Raw genomic sequence first — 24,026 nt, 5'->3', positions numbered from 1 at the left:
TGGGGTGGAGCACGCGGGCGATAGGGTCCGGCTTCCTGGTCCGTAGCCGCTGCCTTTGACCGTCAGGGCAAGGCGATAGGCTGTGAGCCTCCCGCCAGGGACGAACGGGTCTGCCCTCCCGGCGGAGAGCTTTCGCGGTTGAAAGAGTATAGACGCTTCTGCCCTCTGGGCGGCCATGCTCCGTTACTTTTGTAATGTTTCTATTTGCAAACTTATATTTTTATTGCAACCGTAAACATCCATCAGTAAACAATGGATAAATGTACCTGAAATTATTGACTTCCCTGCCGCCACGTGTTAAAATTTCATTCATATTTTCAGTTTGCTCAGGTAAACTGCCGTATTCTTTTATCCGGGGCGGGAAACTCCTTCACCGCCCTCATTTTATTTTCGGGGGGTATGTTTTTATGACCATGTGGACTGCACTGCTGATTGTCCTGGCCGTTTTTGCTTTCGGGGATCTGATTTCCCAGCTGACCCGGGCCCGGCTTTCTTCTCTTTTCGTCATTATGATGACCTTTCTGGTCCTGTTCATTTTCAAGATCATTCCGGCAGACATCATCAAACAGGCCGGTCTCACCACCCTGGGGCCCATTTCCATGGTGATGCTGCTGCTGAACATGGGCACCACCATTGACCTGGCCATGCTGAAGCGGGAATGGCGGTCCGTGGCCGCCAGCTGCATCGCCATGGCCATTGCCATTGCCTCCTGCCTGGTGCTGATTCCCTTCATCGGCCGGGCCAACGCCTTGGCTGCGGCACCGGTGATCAACGGAGGCATCATCGCCACCACCACCATGGTCAAAGCCGCCACAGACCAGGGACTGGCCATGACCGCCGCCCTGGCCGCCTTCCTCTATGCCACCCAGAAATTCGTGGGCACCCTGCCCGCCTCCTACTTCGGTCTGAAAGCCGCCCGCCGGTATGTGGAAGAATACCGGCAGCAGAAGGCAGCGGATCCGGACAGCGTCCTGACCCGGGAAGAGATTCCCCAGGACAGCCCCCGGCAGAGCTGGGCGGAACGGAACACCCGCCGGTTCACCATCTACATCAGCCTGTGCATCGGGGCCGCCAGTGCCTGGCTGGGCACCATCGGCGGCAAACTGACCCACAACTGGGTGGGGATGTTCCTGTGGTGCATGATCATCGGCCTGGTGCTCCGGAACCTGGGGCTGGTGCCTGCCAACCTGATCAAGAAAAACGCCAACGCCAGCGGCTTCTTCATTTTCGGGGCCCTTACCGCCATCGTCCCCTCTCTGGCCAAAGTGGATTTCAGCATGCTGGGCCAGCTGGGGATCACCGTGGTGGCCGTGTTCGCCGTAACCGTAGCCGGCATCGTCCTGGCCTTTAAGATCCTGCCTCTGTGGAAGATCGTGGGAGACAAGGACCTGTGCATCGGCATCGCCATGTGCCAGATGATCGGTTATCCCGGCACCCAGCTGATCAGTGAGGAAATCGCCAAAACCGTGGGAAAGACTCCGGAAGAAATCGACTACCTGGAAAAACGCATTGGCACTGCCTATGTGATTTCCGGCTTCACTTCCGTAACGGTGCTTTCCATTGTAGTGGCCACCATTATGGCCAAGATCCTGTAAAAAAGAAGGGAGAAACCTATGGATATTGTTGAAGAGTTCAAAGAGCTGGTACAGATTGATTCCGCTTCCGGCAAGGAACGGGCCATTGCGGACACCCTTGCCGGAAAACTCCGGGCCCTGGGCTTTACGGTAACGGAAGACCGGGCAGGGGATACCTTTGGAGGGAATACCGGGAACCTGGCGGCCTTCCGGGAAGGGGACCGGCCCGGTTCCATCCTGTTCTGCAGCCATATGGACCGGGTGGCCAACGGCTTCCACATCCGCCCTCAGGAAAAAGACGGATACCTGGTGTCCGACGGCACCACCATCCTGGCCGCCGATGATGTAAGCGGCCTTTGCGCCATCCTGGACGGGGTCCGCCGGGCCCTGGCCTCCCGCAAGCCTCTGCCCCGTCTGGAAATCGCCTTTACCGTGGGGGAAGAAGCCAACCTGTGGGGCGGCCGGGCCCTGGACCTGTCCCAGTTCCAGAGTCCTTTCTGTTATGTAATGGACAGCCCGGGCACCCTGGGCCGGCTGATCAACGGAGCCCCCGGTCTGGCCAAGCTCCAGGCGGAAGTCCGGGGCAAAGCCGCCCATGCCGGCAACGAACCGGAAAAGGGCATCAACGCCGCCCACATCCTGTGCCACCTGCTGGATACCCTGAAGGACGGCCGGCTGGATGCAGAGACGGTTTCCAACTTCCCCCTGCTGGGCACCGGGAACACCGCCACCAACATTGTCTGCGACCGGGCCTGGGTGAAAGGAGAAAGCCGCAGCCGGGACCGGAAGAAGCTGGAAGACTACATGGCCTATTTCCGCCGGCACTGTGAGGAAAGCGTCCAGGGCACCGGAGCCCAGGTCACTTCCAGTGCGGAGATTTCCTTCGCCCCCTTCCGGCTGGAGGAAAAGGAGCCGGTAGTGGCTCTGGCCTGCCGGGCCCTGAAGGCCATGGGCATCCAGCCCCGGATCGAACAGGGAGGCGGAGGCATGGACGCCAACATTTTCAACGCCAAAGGCCTCCCTTCCCTGGGCATAGCCACCGGCTACACCAAGAACCATACCAAAGAAGAGAACCTGGACCTGGAAAGCTTCACCCGGAGCGGAGAACTGGTGGAGAAGCTGATAGAGATGGTGGAATAAAAAAAGGGGCTGTTGCAAGAGCAACAGCCCCTTTGGTCAGCAATCCTTATTTTCTATTCTTCCAATACATCCAGAAATACAGTACCTCCAGCACGCAGCAGGTGGTCCAGCCCACCGGGTAGCCGAAACCTACGGTGAGGGGGGTATTGCTGATGTACCGGGTCATGATGTACAGGTAGATCTGCCGGACCAGCACAAAGGACAGGAGCATGATCACCATGGGCCCCATGGAATCTCCCCGGCCCCGGAGGGCACCGGCCAGCACCTGGTTCACACAGTTGCACAGCAGGAAGAAGATGTTCACGTGTATGAATCCCACCCCGGACTGGATCACCGCTTCGTCCCCGGTGAACAGCCGCAGGGAGAAATCAGCAAAAATGAACAGCAGGGCGGCAATGGCCCCGGTAATAACCAGGCTCAGAAGGATGGAGGACACGGTCCCGTCGTTGGCCCGTTTTTCCTTTTTGGCCCCGATGTTCTGGGCCACGAAGGTGGTGGCTGCCATGGCCATGGACAGGATGGGCAGCATGACGAACTGGTCCAGCTTGTTGTAGCAGCCCCATCCGGCCATTACCGTGGCCCCGAAGAAGTTGATGTAGGACTGGACGAAAATGTTGGAAAAAGAAGTGATGATGCTCTGGACGGCGGTAGGCAGCCCCACCCGGAAAATCTGACTCAGCAGGTTCCGGTCCAGGCACAGGTCCCCGAAGGAGAACCGGTACACATCCCGGGTCCGGAGCAGCACCCCCAGGGTGGCTCCGGCGGAAATGAACTGAGCGATGATGGTGGCATAGGCCACCCCGGCGATTCCCCAGTGGAACACCAGCACAAACAGCAGATCCAGGACAATGTTCAGGATGCTGGTAAGGATCAGGAAATACAGGGGCCGCTTGGTGTCCCCTACCGCCCGGAGCACCCCGCTGCCCATATTGTACACCAGAAGCCCGGTGACCCCGGCAAAATAGATCCGGAGATAGAGGGCCGCCTGGTCGAACACATCCGCCGGAGTCTTCATGAACTGGAGCATGAAATCCGTGCCGGCAAAGAAAAACACCGTGAACAGCACGCACAGGCAGAAGGTGGCCGCCATGGTGGTTTCCACCGCCCGGTGGAGCAGGCCGTGGTCCTTGGCTCCGAAGCATTTCCCGATGATCACCGTAGCCCCAATGGAGAATCCGTTGAAAAAGAAAACGGACATGTTGGTGATCATGGTGGTGGAACTCACCGCCGCCAGGGCCTGGGTCCCCACAAAATTCCCCACCACAATGGAATCCACCGTGTTGTACAGCATCTGGAAAATATTCCCGATCATCAGAGGCAGGGCAAATTCCAGGATAAGCCGGGGAATGCTGCCGGAAGTCATGTCTTTGGTTGTGGTACGGACCATGGGGATCCCTGCCTTTCGTTGATTTGATATAAGTAACTTTAATTATAACATAGAAAAAAGAGGGTGTGAAAAAATTCACACCCCCGGTCCCGGGCCCAAAAAAGGGGCTGTTGCCCATGCAACAGCCCCTTTTCTTATCAATCCAAAGCCGCGAAGGCCTGCTTCAGATCGTCGATGATGTCGTCGATATGTTCCGTGCCGATGGACAGCCGGATGGTGGCCGGGGTAATCCCGGAAGCTGCCAGTTCTTCTTCGTTCATCTGGGAATGGGTGGTGGAAGCCGGATGGATCACCAGGCTCTTCACATCCGCCACATTGGCCAGGAGGGAGAAGATCTTCAGATGGTCGATGAACTTCTGGGCAGCAGCGGCGCCTCCTTTGATTTCAAAGGTAAAGATGGAAATCCCGCCGTTGGGGAAGTACTTCTTGTACAGTTCATGATCCGGATGGTTGGGCAGGGAAGGATGGTTCACCTTGGCCACATGGGAATCCTGGGCCAGGAAGTCCACCACTTTCAAGGCGTTTTCCACCTGACGTTCCACCCGCAGGGACAGGGTTTCGGTGCCCTGGAGCAGCAGGAACGCGTTGAAGGGAGAAATGGTGGCCCCGGTATCCCGGAGGATCAGGGTCCGGATATAGGTTACATAGGCGGCAGGGCCCACGTCTTTGGCAAAGCTAATCCCATGGTAGCTGGGGTTGGGGTCAACCAGCCAGGGGAACCGGCCGGAAGCCACCCAGTCGAACTTGCCGCTGTCCACGATGATGCCCCCCAGGGTGGTGCCATGGCCGCCGATGAATTTGGTAGCGGAATGGACTACCACATCAGCCCCGTGTTCAAAGGGCCGCAGCAGGTAAGGAGTGGCAAAAGTGCTGTCCACAACCAGAGGGATCTTGTGTTTGTGGGCAATGGCGGCCACGGCCTCGATGTCGATCAGGTTGGCATTGGGGTTGCCCACGGATTCAATGTAAATGGCCTGGGTGTTTTCCCGTACGGCCTCTTCGAAGACCTGGACCCCTTTGGTGGGATCCACGAAAGTGGTTTCAATGCCGAAATCAGGGAAGGTGTGTTCGAACAGGTTGTAGGTGCCGCCGTATACGGTGGTGGCGCAGACAATGTGCTGACCGGCATGGACCAGGGCCTGCATGGCGTAGGTCACGGCAGCGGCGCCGCTGGCCGTAGCCAGAGCTGCCACCCCGCCTTCCAGGGCGGCGATCCGTTTTTCAAAAACGTCTTCCGTAGGGTTGGTGAGACGGCCGTACACATTCCCGGCATCCTTCAGGGCGAACCGGTCAGCAGCATGCTGGCTGTTCCGGAACACATAGGACGTGGTCTGGTAAATGGGCACTGCCCGGGAATCAGTGGCGGGATCCGCCTGTTCCTGCCCCACATGGAGCTGCAGAGTTTCAAAATGGTATTTCTTTTCTTCGCTCATTGTCTTGGCCTCCCAAAATAATCTCCGCTTTAATTACTACCGCTTTAGTATGATTTACATTATAGGGACTCAAACCCTGGCTGTCAATAGAATTTGCAATCTTTTTTTCCATCAGTCATTCCGGGCCAATACACAGACCATGACGATGATGCACAGAGCCCCCAGCAGTTCCACCAGCCCCACCCGGTTCCCCATGACCGCCACGGAGAAAAAGTAGGCGGAGAGAGGTTCAAAAGCCGCCAGGGCCCCGGTTTCCGCCGGAGGGATGTATTTGGTGCTCTCCAGGTACACATAATAGGCCACCAGGGTCCCCAGCACGAACAGGATCCCAAAAGCCGCCGCCGTGTGGATGTCCAGGACGGCCCCCTCCAGAGTGGGATGGTGGAACAGTTTCAGGAGCAAGGCATTCCCCAGGCTGCTCCAGCCCAGGATCAGGAAGCAGCTGTACTTTTTCAGCAGTACCGCCGCATAGGCCGTATAGAAAGCCATACCGAAGGCCCCCAGGATCCCGTACACCAGCGCCTCCCGGGAGACCGCCAGGGACGCCCCCTGGCCCTTGGTGGCAATGAGGGCCGTCCCCAGAAGAGCCAGCACCACCGCCAGCACTTCCCGCCGAGTGGGCAGCCGCCGGTCCTTCACCAGGTACATGAGCAGCAGGATGGCGGGCATGGTGTACTGGAGCACCGTGGCTGTGGCCGCATTGCTGTAGTAGATGGCCTTGAAAAAGGTCACCTGCATGAGATACAGCCCCAGGACAATGAACTTCATCATCCATTTCCAGTCGTTTTTCAAGGGGGCCAGAAGATCCTGCTTCTGGAACAGGCAGATTCCCAGGAAGGAGATCCCGGTACAGATCATCCGCCAGAACAGGATGGTGGACCAGGTGAAATGCTGATCCACCATCAGGTATTCCACACTGTTGCTGCTGCTGCCCCACAGAGTGGCCCCCAGTAGGACCATCCCCACACCGATTTTCTTCTTCCGTTCCATCAGCCGTCTCCTTTCCGTCCTCCGGCCCCCCCTTCAGACAGTTCTATTCTACCTTTTTTCCCGTTCTCTGACCAGACGGGTTTCCCCCTGATTCCAGCCCTTCCGGATAATATCCTCCCCGAACCGCTGCTTCAGGGCGTCCAGGGCCCGGTTCCGCTTTTCCTGCCGTGCATCTTCCACAGCCAGGCTCTGGGATCCTCCAGGCACCAGGTGGCTGACGCTGACTCCCAAAAGCCGAACCGGCTGGGTCCAGGGCAGCTGCCGGGCCAGGAGACGGATCTGTTCCATCAGGGCCTCATCCTGGCAAACCGGTTCCTCCACCGTCCGGCTCCGGGTCAGCAGCTGGAAGCCGGCGGTCTTCACCTTCAGAGTTACCGTGCAGCCGGACAGGCCGGCGCACCGGAGCCGCCACCCTACCTGCTGGCACAGGTCCCACAGGGCTCCCAGACAGGTTTCCGGCCCCACCAGATCCACCGGGAATGTGTTCTCCTTCCCCAGGGATTTCCGCTGTTCGTCCGGCACCACCGGACGGCTGTCCAGGCCCCGGGCCCGGTCCCGGATTTCCTCCGCGTTTTTCCCCAAAAGAGGCCGCAGGATCCGGGGATCGCAGCCCGCCAGCTGGCCAATGGTCCGGATGCCCATTTTTTTCAGGGCCCCCACGGATTTCTGCCCCAATCCAAAGATCCGTCCCACCGGCAGGGGCCCGATGAAGGCCGCCGCCTCTTCCGGCCGGATGATCACCAGCCCGTCCGGCTTCCGGAGATCGCTGGCCAGTTTGGCCAGGAATTTGTTGGGGGCCAGCCCCACGGAAGCGGTAAGGCCGGTTTTTTCCCGGATCACCTGTTTGATCCTGGGTCCCAGGGCATACACATCCCCGGCCAGGGCCTCCATACCCGTAAGGTCCAGGAAGGCTTCATCGATGGACAAGGGCTCCACCACCGGAGAAAATTCCCGGAAGATCCCCCGGATCTCCCGGGAGATTTCCGTATACCGGTCATACCGGCCCTGGACATAGATGGCCTGAGGACAGAGCCGCCGGGCCGTGGTCATGGGCATGGCGGAATGGACCCCGAATTTCCGGGCTTCATAGGAGCAGGTGGACACCACTCCCCGGCCGGAAAGCCCTCCCACAATCACCGGTTTTCCCCGGTATTCCGGATGATCCAGCTGCTCCACCGAAGCAAAGAACGCATCCATATCCACATGCATGATGTACCGCTGACGGACCATTTTGATGTCCTCCTTTTGGAAAAGGGCTGTTGCTTGTGCAACAGCCCTTTTTTAAGGTCTCGGGTCTCGAGTCGTGAGTCTCGAGACCCTGGATAGAACCTGTCCTTCAGCCAGGTTCTTCTTATTGTGTATAACCGTAGGGGGCGCAGGCCCGGCGCCCCGCAAAATGCACAGATAATCGATGATTTGGCGGGCTGCCCGGCGTGCAGCCCCTACGGTACCGATTTACACGTTCAAAAATTTGCCTGCAAATTTCTCATTCGGCTCGGGACTCGAGACTCGAGACCAATCCGCTATGCGGCTCTTGAGACCGGAGTGTTACACGCAGCATGCAGTACCCCCGTCAATGGCCGAAGGATGCCAGCTCCGCTGGCTTAGAACAAAAACGGCGTCCAGTTGTCCAGGATCCCGTAGTGCTCGATGACAGCCTTCAGGCCGATCAGCAGCAGGACGAAGCCCCCTGCTTTTTCTGCCCGTTCCTTGCCCCACATGCCGATTACCGAACCGCAGGCGCAGCCCAGGAAGGACAGGCAGAAGGTGATGGTGCCGATTTCCAGCACCGCCGGCAGGATCCGGATATCCAGGAAGGCGAATCCCACGCCCACCCCCAGGGCATCCAGGCTGGTGGCCACCGCCAGACCCAGCATGGTCCGGAATCCGGTGATCTTTTCTTTTTCCTGGTCCTCCCCGGCCTCTTTGATCATGTTCCAGCCGATGTAGGCCAGGATCACAAAGATAATCCAGTGGGAATAGGCTTCCGCCACCCTGGCGAAATGGCTTCCCAGTTCGTAGCCGACAAACGGCATCAGGGCCTGGAACACTCCGAACCAGGCTCCGAAAATCAGGCCTCCCCTGAACCGTTCCCTACCTTCCATTTTCAGTCCCCCGCAGACGGAAACCGCAAAGGCATCCATGGACAGGGACACCGCCAGCAGGAAGAGAGTCAGGGCACTCATTTCCGGATCCCCTGGAGGACGAAATAGGTCAGGAACTTCAATACCCGCAGTTCCTTTTCATTGTGCCGCTTGTCTTCGCTCATCTTTCCAAACACCGGCAGAGCCGTCTTCAGCATGGCCTTGGTGATCCCGTGCTGGCGTACCCCTCCCTGGAGGACGGATTTCCCGAATCCTTCCAGCACCTGAAGGGTCTGGCGTTTTTCCGCCCCGGTCAGCTTCCCGTTCCCCAGGATCTGCTTTTTGATGACTTCTTTCTGTTCCAGGAAGTCCTGTTTGTCCAGGAGTCCCGTTTCTTCTGCTGTCATATTTCTTTTTAACTCCCCTTGTTTCCGGGCCCTTTCCGCAGGCAGGGCCCCATTGATTGTATCTTGTTATTTTATCATTTTCCCCGGTCTGAAATCAACGGACAACCCGCAGAGGCTGGGAATCTCCCGTCAGGCACACCGGCCCGTCAGGACCGATCCGGTAGGTGTTTTCCGTGCCCACCATGCCCAGTCCCGGCAGGGCGATCTTGGGTTCCACTGCAAAGACCATGTTTTCCTCTACCCGGTCCTTCACCCCCCCGGCGATCACCGGGGTCTCATCCATGCACATGCCGATGCTGTGGCCCAGGAACCGGCCTCCGTTCATGAACATCTTTTCATAATAAGGATCGAAGTCCCCCATCACCTGGTCGTAAATGTCCCCCAGCACCGCTCCCGGTTTCAAAAGAGCCAGGGTCTGCTGTTCCAGATTCAGACAGTAATTGTAGGCCCGGAGGATTTCCTCTTTGGCCGGATCCCGGTCCAGGTCCCCGAAATAGTACACCACCGTCTTGTCCGTATTGTACCCGTCCACTCCGCAGGGAATGTCCAGGTACACCAGCCGGCCCGGCTTCAACAGCCGGAAGGCCGACCCGATGCTCTGGACCGCCACACAGGTGCCGCTGGTGCCCCCGGGGCCGTCAAAAGCGGTCCGCACCAGGGCGCTTTTCCCGAAGGAAGCCAGGCCGATGGCATCTTCCCCGGTAGGCCGGTTGGTCCGTGCCACCCCCTGGCTGCCTTTCAGCACCATCCGCAGGTACAGCTGGATGGCCAGTTCCGCTTCGCTGATCCCCACCTTCAGGAAAACCGGAGCCTCGTGCATCAGCACGTCCGCATGTATCCGGCCGCTGCGGCTCAAAAGAGCCAGTTCATAGCCGCTTTTCACGCTCCGGAGGCCGCTGAGCACCGGATCCAGGTTTTTCCGGACTTCAAAAGGGAAATATTTCCGGAAGAACCGGAGCCATTCCAGGGAGGTGTGCTTTTCATCCAGGTACACTTCCCGGGGCAGGGCGTCCCCGTAGTACTCCGCCGGTTGCCGGTAGCTGTGCATCCGCCGGATCCACCCTTCCGGCAGGAGACTTTCGTTGAGAGCCCGGGCCAGGCTCCGGCGCACCCACAAAATGGCGTCCTGGGGACGGACCAGGAAGGCACCCTCCTGCATGGTACCGGTAAAATAATACATGTCCAGCTTGTCGGTGATCACCGCCAACTGCCAGGCCGGATCCTGCCGGGACAGGGCCTCCCGAAGCCGGGCCAGCCGGTTTTCCAGTTCCTCCCGGGGTACCCGGCGCAGATCTTCGCTGATCAGGATATCATGTTCCAAAATGGTCATAGGATGTTTTCCTCCTGTTGTTTTACTGGGAATGTCCCCATCTTACCACGAAAAAGGAGCTGCTGCACGAAAAAGGTACAGCAGCTCCTTCTGGGAGTTCCTCATGATGCTGATCCGGAGGGACGGACCAGGACGAAATCAGGCTCGTTGAATTCGTTGTCCTTATTATAGGACAGGTTCTGTTTTATGTCAACTTCATTTTATTTTTGGTTTACCTTTTCCCAGGTAGCCGGCTCTCAGGCCAGCACCTGTTCCAGGATATCCATGGCCTGGGTCAGCTCCGCCCGGGTAATGGTGAGAGGCGGGTTGAAATACAGCACATCTCCCAAAGGCCGGAGTACCAGTCCCTGTTCCAGGGCCTTTTGATAGAAGTGATACCCCAGCCGTTTTTCCGCCGGGAAGGGCCGTTTGGTCTTTTTGTCCGCAACCAGTTCCAGGGCGTGGATCAGGCCGATGTGGCGGATTTCTCCCACCAGGGGATGGTTCCCGAACCGGGCTTCCATTTCTCCAGTGAGCCACCGGGCGGTTTCCCGGGCCCGGGGCAGGATCTGTTCCTGTTCCAACACATCCAGCACCCCGTGGGCCGCCGCACACCCCAGGGGATTCCCGGCATAGGTGTGGCTGTGGAGAAAGGCCTTATGCTTGCCGTAATCATCGTAGAAGGCCTCATAGATCTCCCGGGTGGTCACCGTCAGGGACATGGGCAGGTACCCTCCGGTCAGTCCTTTGGACAGGCACAGCACATCCGGGGTGATCCCGGCCTGGCCGCAGGCGAACAGGGTACCGGTCCGGCCGAAGCCCGTAGCGATTTCGTCGGCGATCAGCTTCACCTCATAGGCATCGCACAGCGCCCGGAGCTTTTGGAGATAGAGAACCGGGTACACACGCATGCCGGCGCTGCCCTGGAGCAGGGGCTCCACGATCATGGCGGCAGTTTCCCGGCCGTGGAGGGCAAAGGCTTCTTCCGCTTTGGCGAAGCATTCACACCGGCAGTGGTGCCGGTCCTTTCCATAGGGGCAGCGGAAACAGTCCGGGGCTTCCACATGGATGTTGTCCATCATCATGGGCTTGTACAGTTTGGCGAACAGATCCATGCTCCCCACGGACAGAGCCCCGATGGTTTCTCCGTGATACCCTTCCGTCAGGCACATGAACCGCTGTTTTTCCGGATGGCCGGTCTGGGCCCAGTACTGGAAACACAGCTTCAGAGCCGCTTCCACTGCCGCCGATCCGTTGTCGTGGAACTGGAACCGGCACAGCCCTTCCGGCACCAGGGCCTTCAGCCGTTCCGCCAGGGTAATGGCCGGGGCATGGGTGAAATTGGCAAAGATCACATGTTCCAGTTTGTCCAGCTGGTCTTTGATCCGTCCATTGAGCACCGGATTCCGGTGGCCCAGCAGATTGGCCCACCAGGAGCTGACAATGTCCAGATAGGCTTTGCCGTGGATGTCGTAGAGCCAGACTCCCTGGGCATGATCGATGACCATGGGAGGCAGGGTTTCGTAATCTTTCATTTGTGAACAGGGATGCCAGATCAGGTCCAGGTCCCGCTGTTCCATCGTTTTGTGTTCCATTTTCGCCTCCTTAGGTATAGGTTTCCAGCAGTCTGTCCAGAGGGCCTTCCAGTTCCCGGTCCCCTTCCTTTACACAGGCCAGCACCGGCAGGCCGGTAAGTTCCTCCACCATGATCCGGTTGTCTTCCTGCATCCGGTCTCCCGGTTTCCACCGGTTGAACAGGATTCCCCGGACAGGAATGGCCCGGTGCCGGAGATATTCCACCGTCAGCACCGTACTGTTGATGGTCCCCAGTCCCCCATCCGCCACCAGAAGGCAGCCCAGGTCCAGAGCCTGGATCATTTCCTCCAGCAGCAGGTGGTGAGCCTTTTCCCAGCCCAGAGGACACAGGATGCCCCCGCTGCCTTCCATGGTAAGATACTGGTGCCGGTCTTTGGCCTTCCGGAAGGCCTGCCGGATCTTGTCCAGGTCCACCGGATGGTTGTTGATCCGGGCCGCCAGATGAGGGGACACCGCTTCCCGGTACACATAGGTCACCAGATCTTCCAGAGGGTCCGGGATCCCGGCGGTTTCCTTCACCCAGGCCGCATCCCCGGGCACCAGTTTCCCGTTTCCGTCCGGTTCCGCCCCGCTGAGGGCGGCCTTGTAGTAGCTGCCGTCCAGCCCCGCTTCCCGGATCTTCTTCACCAGAAGCCCGGTCACATAGGTCTTCCCCACATCCGTACCCGTTCCCGTAATGAATATCGCTTTGCCCATTGCATTCCTCTCCTTACACCCAGATTCCCGCTTTCCGGCACCGGAGCCCTACAAAGGCCGCTCCCAGGCACAGGAGGAAATCCGACACCACCTGGAGTACCCCGCAGTACCACAGGGCCGCCCAGAAGCCGATGGGGGCCTGGACCAGATAGTTGGAGGACAGCCAGAAATAGCTGATCCCCAGCACATAGACGATGACCATCCCCACCAGGTTGATCCCCAGGAGCCGGGACAGGGTCACCTCAGCAGTTCCCTGCCGGGCCAGCTTCCCGCAGACCCAGGCCTGGATGGTAAACCCCACCAGATACCCAAAGGTGGGCTGGAGCACATAAGAAGGCCCTCCTCCCGAAGCAAACACCGGGATCCCCACAAGGCCCATGACCACATAGGTCCCTACGGCCAGGGCTCCCAGCCGGGCTCCCAGCAGCAGTCCCGCCAGCAGGGTGAACATGAACTGCAGGGTGTACACATCGCTCCCCACCGGGATCCGGATCAGAGCCCCCACTGCCACCAGGGCAATGAACAGCCCGCACAACACCATTTCACGCAAACGCACAGCCTCACCTCCAGAATTTTCAGACTTCCTCACCATACAGGAAATGGTCTATTTCGTCAACCTAGTATTTTGGTATAGTTAACGTAAAAGGTGAGCTGCAATGCAGCTCACCTTTTTGTCAGCTGTCAACCGACAGCCCTTACACCTTCTCAAACCGGTACTTCTGCTTCACTTCCGGATACTTCTTATGATCCACTTCGCTGTAGAACATGGCAGAGGGGCGGACGTAGAGTCCGAAATCTCCGTAGAGGGCCTGGTACACCATCAAAGGCTCCCGGGTTTCCGAATGGACCGCCGGGCCGATGATCTGGTACAGGTACCGGTTGGTCCGTTTCTCCTCCTCCGTCAGCCGTTCCCGTTTAAAATGCCGGACAATGTCACCTGGATGAAAAATACGGTTTTCCATTTTCATTCTCCTTGTAATTAAAATAAAGGAACCCGCAGCAGGCGGGTTTCTTTAATGATAAACGCATCCGTTGGATGCTAACCCACCACCAGCCTCACGGCTGGTCCCCCGCCCTTGAAAAGGGCGGATAAATGGCACATCGGGCTTACGCCCTTGTGCCGCAAGCAAGGGCCAGAGGCCCGAGCGTATATCCGCCCCTTTGCAAGGGCGGGGGACCGTTGCGCTTGCGCAATGGTGGTGGGTTAGCAGCGCCAGCTGCGTTTCCCTTCAAAGGCCGGCGGATGCCGGCCTTCCTTCGACCGTTGACAGCTGACCGTTGACCGGCCTGCAGCCCTACTTCCTCTCTCCGCTGATCATGCCCCCCAGCACCAGGCAGATCCCGGCCAGCTGGAGCTCCGTAATGGGCTCCTGGAGCACGAATACGGAAATACACACAGCCACTACCGGATCCACATAGCTGAGGATGGCGGTGGTCTGGGCCGGCACCTGGGTCAGGCTGCCGAAATAGATCCCGTAGGCCAGCCCGGTATGGACGATCCCCAAGAGCAGGGTCAGCCCCCAGCCGGCGGCCGTCATGGTGTGGAAATCCAGCTGTCCGGTGACCAGGCAGTAGGCCAGCAGGAAAAAGGCCGCCGTCCCCAGCTGCACCGCCGTCTGTTCATAGGAATCCAGGCCCTGGATGGTCTTGCTCAGCACAATGATCCCGGCATAGAAAAGGGCACCGGCCAGAGCATACAGGACTCCGGCAATATCACCCATGTCCCCGTTGGAGCCCAGCACCCCGGATACCAGCAGCATGCCCCCGATGGTAATGGCCGCGCACACCAGCTTCCGGCGGCTGATGGTCTCATGGAACACCAGAGGGGCTGCCGCCAGCATGAACACCGGAGCCATGTAGTAGCACAGGGTGGCAATGGCCACGGTGGTATGGTTGAAGGCTTCAAAAAAGAACACCCGGTCCAGCCCCAGGAGAAGGCCGCTGAGCAGCAGCTTCGGGGCACGGGCCTTCAGCCGGTCCCGGTGGAAGGGGATATGGCCCCCCTGCATCAGCACCAGCAGAGTCAGACACCCCAGGGTGGCCCGGAGAAAGGCCAGAGGCACAGAGCCCAGAGGGATGAACCGGCGCACCAGACCGATGGTGCCGAAAATGGCCAAAGACAGGAGCATCTGCCCCCGGGGAGAGAGAAATGAAAAATTCATGGAATGGTTTCCGTCCTTTGCTTCAGTTTGGGAAAAAAGGGGGCTGTTGCCGAAGCAACAGCCCCGACAACCTAAGTTGTACCACCTTTGTACAACCTGTTTTACCGATAGGCTTTCTGGTAAATGGCCACACAGTCTTCCCGGGTCAGGGCCATCCGGTCGTTGGCAAACAGGCCTTTCATGGCGGTCATGGCATTTTCCGCCATTTTGGGGAATTCATCCGGAGCAATCCCGTAATCGCTCATTTTCAATCCGTCCACGCCGCAGGCTTTCTGGAGATCGGCCAGGGCCGCCAGGAAGTCCTCCGGCCCCCGGGCCTCCTTCCGGCCCAGGAACCGGGCCAGATCCGTCAGCCGGTCATCACACACATGGTGCTCTGCCAGCCAGCCGAAATAGGCCAGGGAAACCATGATCAGCCCGGCACCATGGGGCAGGGCTTCATGGTAGGCACTCATGGCATGTTCCAGGGAATGTTCGCTGGTGCAGCCTCCCAGGACCATGGCATAGCCGGACAGGGTGTTGGCAAAGGCCATGTGGGTCCGGGCTTCCAGGCTGCTGCCCTGGGCCACTGCCTGGGGCAGGAATGTCCCGATGTTCCGGATGGCAGTGGAAGCCACCATGTCGCTCATGAGATTGGCCTTCCGGTTCACATAGGTTTCCAGGCTGTGGAACAGGGCATCGAACCCCTGGAACGCCGTAAGCCGGGGCGGCACCGTCACCATCAGTTCCGGATCCACAATGGCCAGGAAGGGATACAGATCCGGGAATTTCAGCCCAATCTTTTCATGGGTTTCCTGGTTGGTGATTACGCTGGTGGCATCCACTTCCGAACCGGTGCCTGCAGTGGTGGTAATGGCGATCACCGGCAGGGCCCGGCGGGCATGTTTCTGTCCTTTGCCGGTGCCGGATCCCACATAGTCCCATAAATTCCCCTCGTTCACCGCCATAAGGGCAATGGCCTTGGCGGCATCCATCACCGAGCCTCCACCCAGGGCCACGATCAGGTCCGCTCCCAGTTCCCGGGCAGCCCGGGCTCCCTGTCCCACACTTTCCAGGGTGGGATTGGCCTGGATCCTGTCGAACACCGCCGCAGCCACTCCGGCCGCCGCCAGTTCCTTTTCCGTCCGGTCCAGATAGCCGTTGGCCCGGGTGGATTTCCCGCAGGAAATCACGATCAGGGCCTTTTTCCCCGGCAATTCCTGGCCATGGAGCTGGTTCAGCTGCCCGGCTCCAAACAGCACTTTCGTGGGTATGTCAATTTGAAATGGATTCATCCTAACGCCCCCTCAGCAGAATATACTTCGAGTATAGCAAAAAAGCCCTCCGGATGCCAGTCCCGTTCCCCCTTTTACCGGGCCGCCCGGCGCCCTGCCTGCCGGGCCCCCCAGGCGGTGATCCCTCCGCACACATTGCCGGCGGTGATCACCAGGAGCCGCACCAGGGTTTCCTGGTCCATCTGGCCCGCCATGAAATAATAGAACATGTCCGCCACACTGTGTTCATAGCCACTCATGATGAACACGGTGATCCCCACGAAAATAGCCAGGTATTTCCCCAGCACATGGGGAAAGGTTTTGTACCCTTCCACCGCAATGAACACGAAGAGATTGCAGAAGAACCCCAGCACGAACAGGCTCAGGAAGGTATCCCCGTTTTTGGCCATCACCAGGGCCTGGGCCGCCTTCCGGGCCGCCGGCCCCATCCGGGTCAGAAACAACAGGTTGGCCGCCAGCCCGGCCCCCAGCCAGTTGCCGATCCAGATCACCGGGAACTGGAGCCAGCGCCACAAAGGCTGTTCCAGGGCATAGCACACCCGGCCGGTGAACAGGTGGAACTGCATTTCGCAGATGGTGCAAAGACCGATGCAGAACAGCACCGCTCCCACCAGCTTCTCCGTCTGGAGCAGGAACACCGCTCCCCCCAGTCCGATACAGAACCCTGCCGCAAGGGAAGAAGGCAGTATTTTCGTCAGCTTCATAAGATTCCTCCTTGAATTATTGGAATTCCATTCCATTGATGGGTTGTACCCGAAATATACCACACCCCCTATCGGGAAATCGTCAAAAAAAGACAGTGAAAATTTAAAATTATGTTATAATACAGCTGACATCACACCAGGAGGTTCCCATGGACACCAACAATCTTCGCTATTTTGCCGCCGTGGCCCAGTACGGGTCCATTACCCGGGCGGCCAAAGCCATGTACATATCCCAGCCCCAGCTCAGCCACATCATCAAACAGCTGGAAAAGGAAATGGGCCTGACCCTGTTCCGGCGCACCAGCCAGGGCACCCGGCTGACCCTGGACGGCCAGCGGATCCTGGCCCATTCCAAGGTGATCCTCCGGGAAATGGACCAGCTCCAGCACCTTTCCTCCGCCCGGAAGCAGGACTGCGGCTGCCTGAACGTAAGCATGACCCGTTTTTCCCACACCGCCGAATGTTTCAACGAAATATGCCGGCGCTACCAGGATGCGGAAAGCTTTTCCAACCATCTTTGCGAAGCCGCCACCTTGGATGTGATCTCCCAGGTGAAGAACGGCTATTCCAACGTGGGAGTGATCCACATGGCCACCCGCCGGGATGATCTGGAGGCCTATTTTTCCCAGCAGGGGCTCCACTACATCCCCCTGGCCGCGTTCCGTCCCTATGTGTGCCTGTCCTCTGACCATGAGCTGGTCCGACGGTTCGGCCGGAAGGGCATCCACCTTCAGGATCTCCGGGATTACGGCTTCGTCCGGTACATCGGCCAATATGAGGATTTCATCTACCACCTCAGCACGGAAAAAGGCCCCATCGATCTGAACGATACCCGGAAAGTGATCTACGTCAACGACCGGCAGGAACAGATGGCCCTTCTCTCCCGGACCAATTTCTTCACGGTGGGGATCATGGAATTCCAGGGACAGGATTCCCTGTACAAGGTGGTCTCCGTTCCTCTCTTGGACTGCAGCGAACACCTCCGGTTCGGAGCGATTCTCCGGGAAGGCGCCATGCTGTCCCGGATGGAAAACGATTTCATCCAGCTGCTCCGGGAACGGTATACCCGGCTCCAGGGAGAACATCCTTCATCGGCATGATAAATGGCCCCCATGTACATCATCTATTTCCCCGATACTTAATTCTTCTCTTATAATGAATTTATAGAAAAGCTTATAAATTCAGAACGGGAGGAACAACAAGATGATGGAATTTCTCGATGCCGTAGACAGTATCCTGTACTATCCGATCCTACTGGTGGTCATGGGGGCCGCCGGTCTCTACTTCAGTTTCCGTATGGGCTTCGTCCAGGTCCGCATGCTGCCGGAAGCCATCCGGCTCCTGATGGTAAAGCCCAAGGACGGAGGCACGTCCCCCTTCCAGGCCCTGATGGTCTCCACCGCTTCCTGTGTGGGCACCGGGAATATCATCGGGGTTTCCACCGCCATCTGCCTGGGTGGCCCGGGAGCCATTTTCTGGATGACCGTCATGGCCATTATCGGAGCCGCTTCCTCTTTTACGGAATGCACCCTGGCCCAGGTGTTCAAACGGAAACGTCCGGACGGTTCCGCCTACGGAGGCCCTGCCTACTACATCGAAGATGCCCTCCACAACAAGGCCCTGGCCACGGCCTTTGCCGTATTCCTGCTGCTCACCTACTCCTGCGGCTTCAACCTGCTGTGCTCCTACAACACCCAGTCCACCTTCTCCGTGTACAGCTTCTATGATCCTGCGGTGACTCCGGCCATCATCGGGGCCATCCTGGCGGCTCTGGTGGGAGCCTGTGTCATGGGCGGTGCCAAAAGCATCGAAAAGGCTGCTGGCATCCTGGTGCCCTTCATGGGGGTTGCCTATGTAATCGTTTCCATTGTGGTACTGGTGATGAACTTCGGGGAACTGCCCCGGGTGCTGGAAACCATCATGGCTGACGCCTTCAACTTCAAGGCTATTTTCAGCGGCATCGGCGGTTCCTGCCTGGTCATGGGCATCAAACGGGGCCTGTATTCCAATGAAGCCGGTGTAGGATCCGCCCCCAACGCGGCAGCTGCAGCCTCCACCACCCATCCGGTGAAACAGGGCCTGGTCCAGATGCTGTCCGTCTACATCGATACGGTGATTCTGTGCAACGCCACCGCCCTTATGTGCCTGGTGTCCGAAGTGCCTGGAAACGCGGAAAACGCCGGAGCCGTCTGGGTCCAGACATCCCTCCACAAAGTCTTGGGGAACTTCGGTCCCTGGTTCATTACCGTAGCCATGCTGCTGTTCTCCTTCACCACCCTGATCGGGAACATCTACTACTGTGAAAACGGCCTGGCCTATCTGAACCACAAAAAAATGCCCGGTTCCGGGTTCATGAAAGCCTTTAAACTGTATGCCGTGCTCATCGTCTTTGTGGGCGCCATCATCCCCATGGCCGCTGCCTGGGATCTGGCGGACATTATGATGGGGGGCATGACCCTGATCAACCTGACTGCCTGCGTGCTCCTGGGGAGTGTGGTGGTCAAGGCCTATGAAGATTACAGAATGCAGAAAGCCGCCGGACTGGATCCTCACTTCAAGGGAACGGCCCTGGGGCTGAAACCGGAAGAACTGGACTTCTGGAAATAAACAAAACAAGAAAGGAAGAGTGCCATTATGGTCATGGACAAAGAAGAGATCCAGCGGATCCTGGAAAAAGCCCTGGAAGAAGGACGGAATGTGCTGTACGAGGGCAAGGTGGCCAGCTACATCCCGGAACTGGCCAAAGCCAACTCCGGGAACCTGGGAGTCTGCCTGATGCGGAAGGACGGGTCGGAATACTGTGCCGGGGATTATGACATCCCCTTCACCATGCAGAGCATTTCCAAAACCTTCTCCCTGATCCTGGCCCTCCAGACCGCCGGCTATGACAAGGTCTTCAGCAAAATCGGCATGGAGCCCACAGGCGACCGGTTCGACAGCATCCTCCAGCTGGAGCTGAAAGACTGGCGTCCCTTCAACCCCATGATCAACGCTGGGGCTATCGTCACCGCCAGCTGCATCGAGGCTCCGGATCCCTTCCAGAGCTTCCTGGACCTGGTCCGGAAACTGTGCGGCAACCCCAAAATCAGCCTGAATCAGTCCGTCTATCAGTCGGAAAAGAAAACCGGCACCCGGAACCGTTCCATTGCCTTCCTGCTGAAAAGCGACAATGTGCTGGACGGGGAACCGGAAGAAGTACTGGATGTATACTTCCGCATGTGCTCGGTGATGGTCACCGCCCGGGACCTGGCCCATTACGGCATGATCCTGTCCAACCACGGGGTGGATCCCACCACCGGGGAACAGCTGGTGGATTCCACCATCGTCCGGATCGTCACCACCCTGATGATGCTCTGCGGCATGTACGATGAATCCGGAGAATACGCCGTGAAGGTCGGCATGCCCAGCAAAAGCGGCGTGGGCGGCGGCATCTGCGCCATCGCCCGGCACGGCATCGGCATCGGCACCTTCGGTCCCATGCTGAACAAAAAAGGCAACAGCGTGGGCGGCGAACGGATCCTCCGGGTCCTCTCCGACTCCCTGGGGCTGCATGTGTTTGATACGAAGGAATTCTAAAAAAAAAGGGGCTGTTGCTTGCGCAACAGCCCCTTAGTCGGAAGTCAGGAGTCGGGAGTCGGAAGCCTCAGGATAGGATCCGCCTGGCTAGGCGGATCCTTTTGATTCTGTAGAACAAGAATCGAAATCAGTCTAAGAGATCATTTCGGCCAAAGGTTCTGCATGTTCAAAAATTTGCTTGCAAATTTCACCTTCGGCTCCAGACTTCAGACTCCAGACTTGAGCCGCTATGCGGCTCTACAGCTAAGGGGGTGTTGCACGCAGCGTGCAACACCCCCTTTCACTCAGATCGGCAATTTATGGATAATAATGGAAAAGATTACCATGAACAGGGTGGCCAGAGGCTGGGTAGCCCCGTAGGACACCGCCGGTTCATCGCATTCCAGGGCATCCACGGCAGCCCCCAGGCCGGGAGCGGAAGTCATGCCCCCGGTAATGGCCCCGCTGAGCAGGGTCCAGTTGATGTGGAAGGCATAGCGCCCCAGCAGGAACCCGAACAGCACGGACAGGATGGCCACCAGGGAGGAAATGATTACGATCATGTATCCGGCCCCGGTAATGGCATCAACGACCCGGAACCCGTAGTTCAGGCCGGTACCTGCCAGGAACACGGACAGGAAATAGGTCCGCATCTTCCCCAGCACCGTGGAGTTCATCCGGAAGTTCACAGGACCCACTTTCCCAATGGAGCCCAGCCCCAGGGAAACCAGGATGGCACCGCCGGTGGAACCCAGAGAGAACATCCCCAGGGGCCCCATGTAAATCTTGATGGAACCCAGCACATACCCCAGGAACGCCGCCAGGGAGAACCCGACGAAATCCATGGGCACTTCCGGCATGGTGGAAGCCGCCAGCTTTTCGTTGTTCTTGATATCAATGGCCTTTTGGGCGAAATATTTCTTTTTTTCTTCCTCAACATCAAACCCGAAGATTTTGGGAATTACGTTGATCCCCAGGATCAGGAACAGCACCCCGAAGGGATACCCGATGGAGTGGCCCACCCCTACGCCGGCCTTGGCTTCCGTCACGAAGACTTCCACATCTTCCGGGCTCAGGGATTGGGTGTTTTCCAGAGTCATGGTTTCCGGAACAGGAGTGCCCCGGAGTTTGGCATCCCGGGTTTTGGCCCCGTTCACAATGGCCAGGATCTTCTTCTGGGCCTTTTCAGGCTGGTTGACAAAATCCTGGGCCAGCCGTCTGGATTCGCTGTCGGAAGATTCCGTAGCGGCAGCCAGACCGGCCGAACTGGTGAGGGCACCGGTGTAGGTACCGGTGATCTGGTACGGACTCAGGTTGTCGAGGGTCTGAGAAAATCCATAGGAAGCTACAGCCCCTACAAAAGGAATGAAAATGGCCAGGGCCACAAACTGTTTTCCGAATTTGTTGATGGCATATTTCATGTCTTTGGCGGCCAGCAGCCCGGTCCCTACAATGAAGATCAGCAGAGACAGGTTCATCAGGGAGCCGTCGATGACTTTCCCCTGCATCACCTTCAGAGCGGCAGCGTAGTACTTGCTGCCCTTTTCGAAAGTGGCGGCATACTGGGTCAGGAAATACCCGATGCCCAGGCCGATGAACAGGGTCCCGGTAATCCCGAATTTAAACTTCCGGAATTTCAGTTCCCCAAACAGGTTCCCCAGTGCCATGGTGGCAAACAGCAGAACCAAGGGATTGAAGATAAAGGCAATCAGATTGAATTGCATATGAAGTTGTCCCCCTCTAAAAAAGAATAAGAAAAAGAATAAAAATAAATATGCGTATATTGTACAGGAGATTGGTGAAATAGACAATAGTTCTGAAAAGTTATTTTTATTTTTTGTATATTAAGATATTTTATGGTCTGTGTCCAGTATTTTTAACTCGAATGTTGCTTTTGTAACATTTTCAGATCACGTTCTTCTAAATCTTTCTGAATTCTTTTAAAACTATCCATATTTCGTTACAATATATAATATATATGATTTCTGCATTTTTACTCAGAAAGGAAGCGATGTTCCATGTCCATCATTATGCTGAAAAATGTCCTGACTTTCAAGGCAGATGCCATTTTTACCGCCGCCCTGGCAGCCGTCATGCTGCTTTTGGGATACTGGGTGAAGGGGAAGAGTTCCGCCCTCCGGAAATACTGCATCCCGGCTCCTGTGGTGGGAGGATTCCTGTTCATGTTCATCACCTTCATCGGCCACCAGACCGGAGCCTACGGATTCAAATTCGACACCTATTTCCAGGATCCTTTCATGCTGGCCTTCTTCACCACCGTAGGCCTGGGCGCCAGCATCACCCTGCTGAAAAAAGGCGGAGCCCTGCTGATCATCTACTGGCTGGTGTCCGGCATCGTCTCCATCTGTCAGAATGGCATCGGCATCGCCTTTTCCAAGATCTTCGGCATTGAAGCCCCCTATGCCCTGCTGGCCAGCGCCATTTCCATGATCGGGGGCCACGGCGCCGCAGCCGCCTATGGAAAGACCTTCGTGTCCATGGGCTATCCTGCCGGACTGGAAGTGGGCATGGCCGCCGCCACCTTCGGTCTCATCTCCGCGGTGCTGGTAGGGGGCCCGGTAGCCCGGATGCTCATTGAAAAGTACCATCTGGAACCGGATCCCACGGAAAACTTCGACACGGATGTGGAAAAAGTCAACGCCGCTTCCCAGGAAAAACTCAGCTCCCTGGACATTATCAAGAACGTCACCGCCATCCTGTGCTGCATGGCCATCGGCTCCATGATCTCCGGCTGGATCGGGAAACTGATCCACATGAGCTTCCCCACCTATGTAGGGGCCATGTTCACCGCCGTGATCCTCCGGAACCTGAATGAAAAATACTATTTCTATCAGTTCAATTTCTCCCTGGTGGACGGCATCGGAGATGTGATGCTGAACCTGTACCTGGCCATCGCCCTCATGACCCTGCGGCTGTGGGAACTGTCCGGGCTCCTGGGCGGCGTAGTGCTGGTTGTGGCGGCCCAGGTGGTGTTCATGGTCCTGGCCTGCCGGTTCGTGATCTTCAAGGTCCTGGGAGGCAATTATGACGCAGCCGTCATGTGCGCCGGGCTCTGCGGCCACGGGCTGGGAGCCACCCCCTCCGCCATCGTGAACATGACCGCCGTCAAAGACAAATACGGCATGAGCCGGAAAGCCTTCATGATTGTCCCCATTGTAGGGGCCTTCCTGGTGGACGTAATCTACCAGCCCCAGACCATAGCCTTCATCAAGTTCTTCGTAATGCCGAAGTAAGCAAAGAGGGTGCTGCAAAAAGCGTGCAGCACCCTCTTTGCTGTCAGCGGACAGCGGCCGAAGGTAGAAACCCGCCGAATGGCGGGTTTCTTCGATTCCGGACGCAGCCGGTGCTGCTAACCCACCACCCATGCTGCGCATGGATACCCCCGCCCTTGAAAAGGGCGGATAGCAGGCACGCGGGCAATGCCCTTGTGCCTGAAGCCCCAGCGTATATCCGCCCTTTTCAAGGGCGGGGGACCGTTGCGCCTGCGCAATGGTGGTGGGTTAGCAGCCCACAGGCTGCGTTTCCCTTCAAAGAAACCTGTCCCTGGCGGGTTTCCTCCATCGCCCGCTGACCGTTGACAGCTGACTGCTGACACAAAAAAAATTCCGCATCCATCAGATGCGGAATTTTCCTAACCGGCAGCTCCCTATCCTCCCGGACCGTTTCCAGTCGAGTACTTTCGGCGTATAAGGGC

Annotated in this window: 21 protein-coding genes; 6 read left to right on the top strand and 15 right to left on the bottom strand. The window is 57.8% G+C overall.

Going from position 1 to position 24,026, the window contains the following annotated elements; genetic code table 11:
• Positions 1-407: 407 nt before the first annotated feature.
• Together ACZOF8_RS07780 and ACZOF8_RS07775 are read left to right on the top strand one after the other, a co-directional pair.
• The gene (locus ACZOF8_RS07780) at positions 408-1,595 is read left to right on the top strand and encodes a hypothetical protein (RefSeq protein ID WP_022486674.1); all 1,188 of its coding nucleotides are present in this window, start codon (positions 408-410) and stop codon (positions 1,593-1,595) included.
• Between the two features lie 18 nt (positions 1,596-1,613).
• Positions 1,614-2,714, top strand: a complete 1,101-nt coding sequence (locus tag ACZOF8_RS07775; protein ID WP_022486675.1) for a M20/M25/M40 family metallo-hydrolase — start codon at positions 1,614-1,616, stop codon at positions 2,712-2,714.
• Between the two features lie 46 nt (positions 2,715-2,760).
• Here the strand turns inward: ACZOF8_RS07775 and ACZOF8_RS07770 are convergent, their stop codons facing one another.
• The 14 genes from ACZOF8_RS07770 to ACZOF8_RS07705 form a co-directional block, all read right to left on the bottom strand.
• On the bottom strand, positions 2,761-4,101 hold the full coding sequence (locus ACZOF8_RS07770; RefSeq protein ID WP_022486676.1) for an MATE family efflux transporter: 1,341 nt from the start codon (positions 4,099-4,101) through the stop codon (positions 2,761-2,763).
• Positions 4,102-4,238: 137 nt separating this feature from the next.
• Positions 4,239-5,534, bottom strand: coding sequence for an O-acetylhomoserine aminocarboxypropyltransferase/cysteine synthase family protein (locus tag ACZOF8_RS07765; protein WP_154488433.1), 1,296 nt, complete (start codon positions 5,532-5,534; stop codon positions 4,239-4,241).
• Between the two features lie 111 nt (positions 5,535-5,645).
• Complete coding sequence (locus ACZOF8_RS07760) at positions 5,646-6,524, bottom strand: DMT family transporter (protein WP_022487234.1); 879 nt, start codon at positions 6,522-6,524, stop codon at positions 5,646-5,648.
• Between the two features lie 48 nt (positions 6,525-6,572).
• Positions 6,573-7,754, bottom strand: a complete 1,182-nt coding sequence (dinB, locus tag ACZOF8_RS07755; RefSeq protein ID WP_022487235.1) for a DNA polymerase IV — start codon at positions 7,752-7,754, stop codon at positions 6,573-6,575.
• A gap of 374 nt (positions 7,755-8,128) precedes the next feature.
• A complete protein-coding gene (locus tag ACZOF8_RS07750; RefSeq protein WP_303225579.1) occupies positions 8,129-8,710 on the bottom strand; it encodes a manganese efflux pump MntP in 582 nt (193 codons plus the stop codon).
• Positions 8,707-9,015, bottom strand: a complete 309-nt coding sequence (locus ACZOF8_RS07745) for a hypothetical protein (RefSeq protein WP_279126641.1) — start codon at positions 9,013-9,015, stop codon at positions 8,707-8,709. Before ACZOF8_RS07745 ends, ACZOF8_RS07750 begins: the two co-directional genes overlap by 4 nt.
• A gap of 94 nt (positions 9,016-9,109) precedes the next feature.
• Positions 9,110-10,345, bottom strand: coding sequence for a M24 family metallopeptidase (locus ACZOF8_RS07740; RefSeq protein WP_487426737.1), 1,236 nt, complete (start codon positions 10,343-10,345; stop codon positions 9,110-9,112).
• 236 nt (positions 10,346-10,581) lie between these two features.
• Positions 10,582-11,919 (bottom strand): adenosylmethionine--8-amino-7-oxononanoate transaminase, encoded by a 1,338-nt coding sequence (gene bioA / locus ACZOF8_RS07735; RefSeq protein WP_441373742.1) that lies wholly within the window; start codon positions 11,917-11,919, stop codon positions 10,582-10,584.
• Positions 11,920-11,929: 10 nt separating this feature from the next.
• Positions 11,930-12,616, bottom strand: a complete 687-nt coding sequence (gene bioD, locus ACZOF8_RS07730) for a dethiobiotin synthase (protein WP_441368837.1) — start codon at positions 12,614-12,616, stop codon at positions 11,930-11,932.
• 13 nt (positions 12,617-12,629) lie between these two features.
• Entirely contained in the window at positions 12,630-13,172 is a 543-nt protein-coding gene (locus ACZOF8_RS07725) for a biotin transporter BioY (RefSeq protein ID WP_487426736.1), read from the bottom strand.
• A 139-nt stretch (positions 13,173-13,311) separates the two neighbouring features.
• Entirely contained in the window at positions 13,312-13,578 is a 267-nt protein-coding gene (locus ACZOF8_RS07720; protein WP_154488719.1) for a DUF1653 domain-containing protein, read from the bottom strand.
• 333 nt (positions 13,579-13,911) lie between these two features.
• Positions 13,912-14,778 carry a DMT family transporter gene (locus ACZOF8_RS07715; RefSeq protein ID WP_487426735.1) on the bottom strand — a complete coding sequence of 289 codons (867 nt, stop codon included), beginning with the start codon at positions 14,776-14,778 and terminating at the stop codon, positions 13,912-13,914.
• Between the two features lie 101 nt (positions 14,779-14,879).
• The gene (locus ACZOF8_RS07710; RefSeq protein WP_441373744.1) at positions 14,880-16,052 is read right to left on the bottom strand and encodes an iron-containing alcohol dehydrogenase; all 1,173 of its coding nucleotides are present in this window, start codon (positions 16,050-16,052) and stop codon (positions 14,880-14,882) included.
• Between the two features lie 74 nt (positions 16,053-16,126).
• Positions 16,127-16,756 carry a formate/nitrite transporter family protein gene (locus ACZOF8_RS07705; protein ID WP_022487245.1) on the bottom strand — a complete coding sequence of 210 codons (630 nt, stop codon included), beginning with the start codon at positions 16,754-16,756 and terminating at the stop codon, positions 16,127-16,129.
• Between the two features lie 149 nt (positions 16,757-16,905).
• Here ACZOF8_RS07705 and ACZOF8_RS07700 point away from each other — a divergent pair, with 149 nt between their 5' ends.
• The 3 genes from ACZOF8_RS07700 (at position 16,906) to glsA (ending at position 20,332) form a co-directional block, all read left to right on the top strand.
• The gene (locus ACZOF8_RS07700) at positions 16,906-17,856 is read left to right on the top strand and encodes a LysR family transcriptional regulator (protein WP_022487246.1); all 951 of its coding nucleotides are present in this window, start codon (positions 16,906-16,908) and stop codon (positions 17,854-17,856) included.
• Positions 17,857-17,959: 103 nt separating this feature from the next.
• Positions 17,960-19,363 (top strand): alanine/glycine:cation symporter family protein, encoded by a 1,404-nt coding sequence (locus ACZOF8_RS07695; protein ID WP_022487247.1) that lies wholly within the window; start codon positions 17,960-17,962, stop codon positions 19,361-19,363.
• Between the two features lie 48 nt (positions 19,364-19,411).
• Positions 19,412-20,332 carry a glutaminase A gene (gene glsA, locus ACZOF8_RS07690; RefSeq protein WP_374047539.1) on the top strand — a complete coding sequence of 307 codons (921 nt, stop codon included), beginning with the start codon at positions 19,412-19,414 and terminating at the stop codon, positions 20,330-20,332.
• 284 nt (positions 20,333-20,616) lie between these two features.
• On the opposite strand, the gene ACZOF8_RS07685 is transcribed toward glsA, so the two are convergent.
• Positions 20,617-22,035, bottom strand: coding sequence for an aspartate-alanine antiporter-like transporter (locus ACZOF8_RS07685; protein ID WP_288311557.1), 1,419 nt, complete (start codon positions 22,033-22,035; stop codon positions 20,617-20,619).
• 294 nt (positions 22,036-22,329) lie between these two features.
• Between ACZOF8_RS07685 and gltS the strand changes: the two genes are divergently transcribed.
• Positions 22,330-23,565 carry a sodium/glutamate symporter gene (gene gltS, locus ACZOF8_RS07680; protein ID WP_487426733.1) on the top strand — a complete coding sequence of 412 codons (1,236 nt, stop codon included), beginning with the start codon at positions 22,330-22,332 and terminating at the stop codon, positions 23,563-23,565.
• Positions 23,566-24,026 lie beyond the last annotated feature (461 nt).

The organism is Acidaminococcus sp. (assembly GCF_057597765.1).
Note: the sequence above shows the minus strand (reverse complement) of the source record. Positions and strands in the feature narration are given on the sequence as shown.

Bases quoted from the DNA above. Each gene is read 5' to 3' on its own strand.
- ACZOF8_RS07760 (WP_022487234.1), bottom strand. From the start codon at position 6,524: ATGGAACGGAAGAAGAAAATCGGTGTGGGGATGGTCCTACTGGGGGCC.
- ACZOF8_RS07780 (WP_022486674.1), top strand. From the start codon at position 408: ATGACCATGTGGACTGCACTGCTGATTGTCCTGGCCGTTTTTGCTTTC.
- ACZOF8_RS07720 (WP_154488719.1), bottom strand. From the start codon at position 13,578: ATGGAAAACCGTATTTTTCATCCAGGTGACATTGTCCGGCATTTTAAA.
- ACZOF8_RS07695 (WP_022487247.1), top strand. From the start codon at position 17,960: ATGATGGAATTTCTCGATGCCGTAGACAGTATCCTGTACTATCCGATC.
- ACZOF8_RS07700 (WP_022487246.1), top strand. From the start codon at position 16,906: ATGGACACCAACAATCTTCGCTATTTTGCCGCCGTGGCCCAGTACGGG.
- ACZOF8_RS07715 (WP_487426735.1), bottom strand. From the start codon at position 14,778: ATGAATTTTTCATTTCTCTCTCCCCGGGGGCAGATGCTCCTGTCTTTG.
- bioD (WP_441368837.1), bottom strand. From the start codon at position 12,616: ATGGGCAAAGCGATATTCATTACGGGAACGGGTACGGATGTGGGGAAG.
- ACZOF8_RS07745 (WP_279126641.1), bottom strand. From the start codon at position 9,015: ATGACAGCAGAAGAAACGGGACTCCTGGACAAACAGGACTTCCTGGAA.
- ACZOF8_RS07750 (WP_303225579.1), bottom strand. From the start codon at position 8,710: ATGAGTGCCCTGACTCTCTTCCTGCTGGCGGTGTCCCTGTCCATGGAT.
- ACZOF8_RS07770 (WP_022486676.1), bottom strand. From the start codon at position 4,101: ATGGTCCGTACCACAACCAAAGACATGACTTCCGGCAGCATTCCCCGG.
- bioA (WP_441373742.1), bottom strand. From the start codon at position 11,919: ATGGAACACAAAACGATGGAACAGCGGGACCTGGACCTGATCTGGCAT.
- ACZOF8_RS07740 (WP_487426737.1), bottom strand. From the start codon at position 10,345: ATGACCATTTTGGAACATGATATCCTGATCAGCGAAGATCTGCGCCGG.
- gltS (WP_487426733.1), top strand. From the start codon at position 22,330: ATGTCCATCATTATGCTGAAAAATGTCCTGACTTTCAAGGCAGATGCC.
- ACZOF8_RS07685 (WP_288311557.1), bottom strand. From the start codon at position 22,035: ATGCAATTCAATCTGATTGCCTTTATCTTCAATCCCTTGGTTCTGCTG.
- dinB (WP_022487235.1), bottom strand. From the start codon at position 7,754: ATGGTCCGTCAGCGGTACATCATGCATGTGGATATGGATGCGTTCTTT.
- ACZOF8_RS07775 (WP_022486675.1), top strand. From the start codon at position 1,614: ATGGATATTGTTGAAGAGTTCAAAGAGCTGGTACAGATTGATTCCGCT.
- ACZOF8_RS07705 (WP_022487245.1), bottom strand. From the start codon at position 16,756: ATGAAGCTGACGAAAATACTGCCTTCTTCCCTTGCGGCAGGGTTCTGT.
- ACZOF8_RS07710 (WP_441373744.1), bottom strand. From the start codon at position 16,052: ATGAATCCATTTCAAATTGACATACCCACGAAAGTGCTGTTTGGAGCC.
- ACZOF8_RS07765 (WP_154488433.1), bottom strand. From the start codon at position 5,534: ATGAGCGAAGAAAAGAAATACCATTTTGAAACTCTGCAGCTCCATGTG.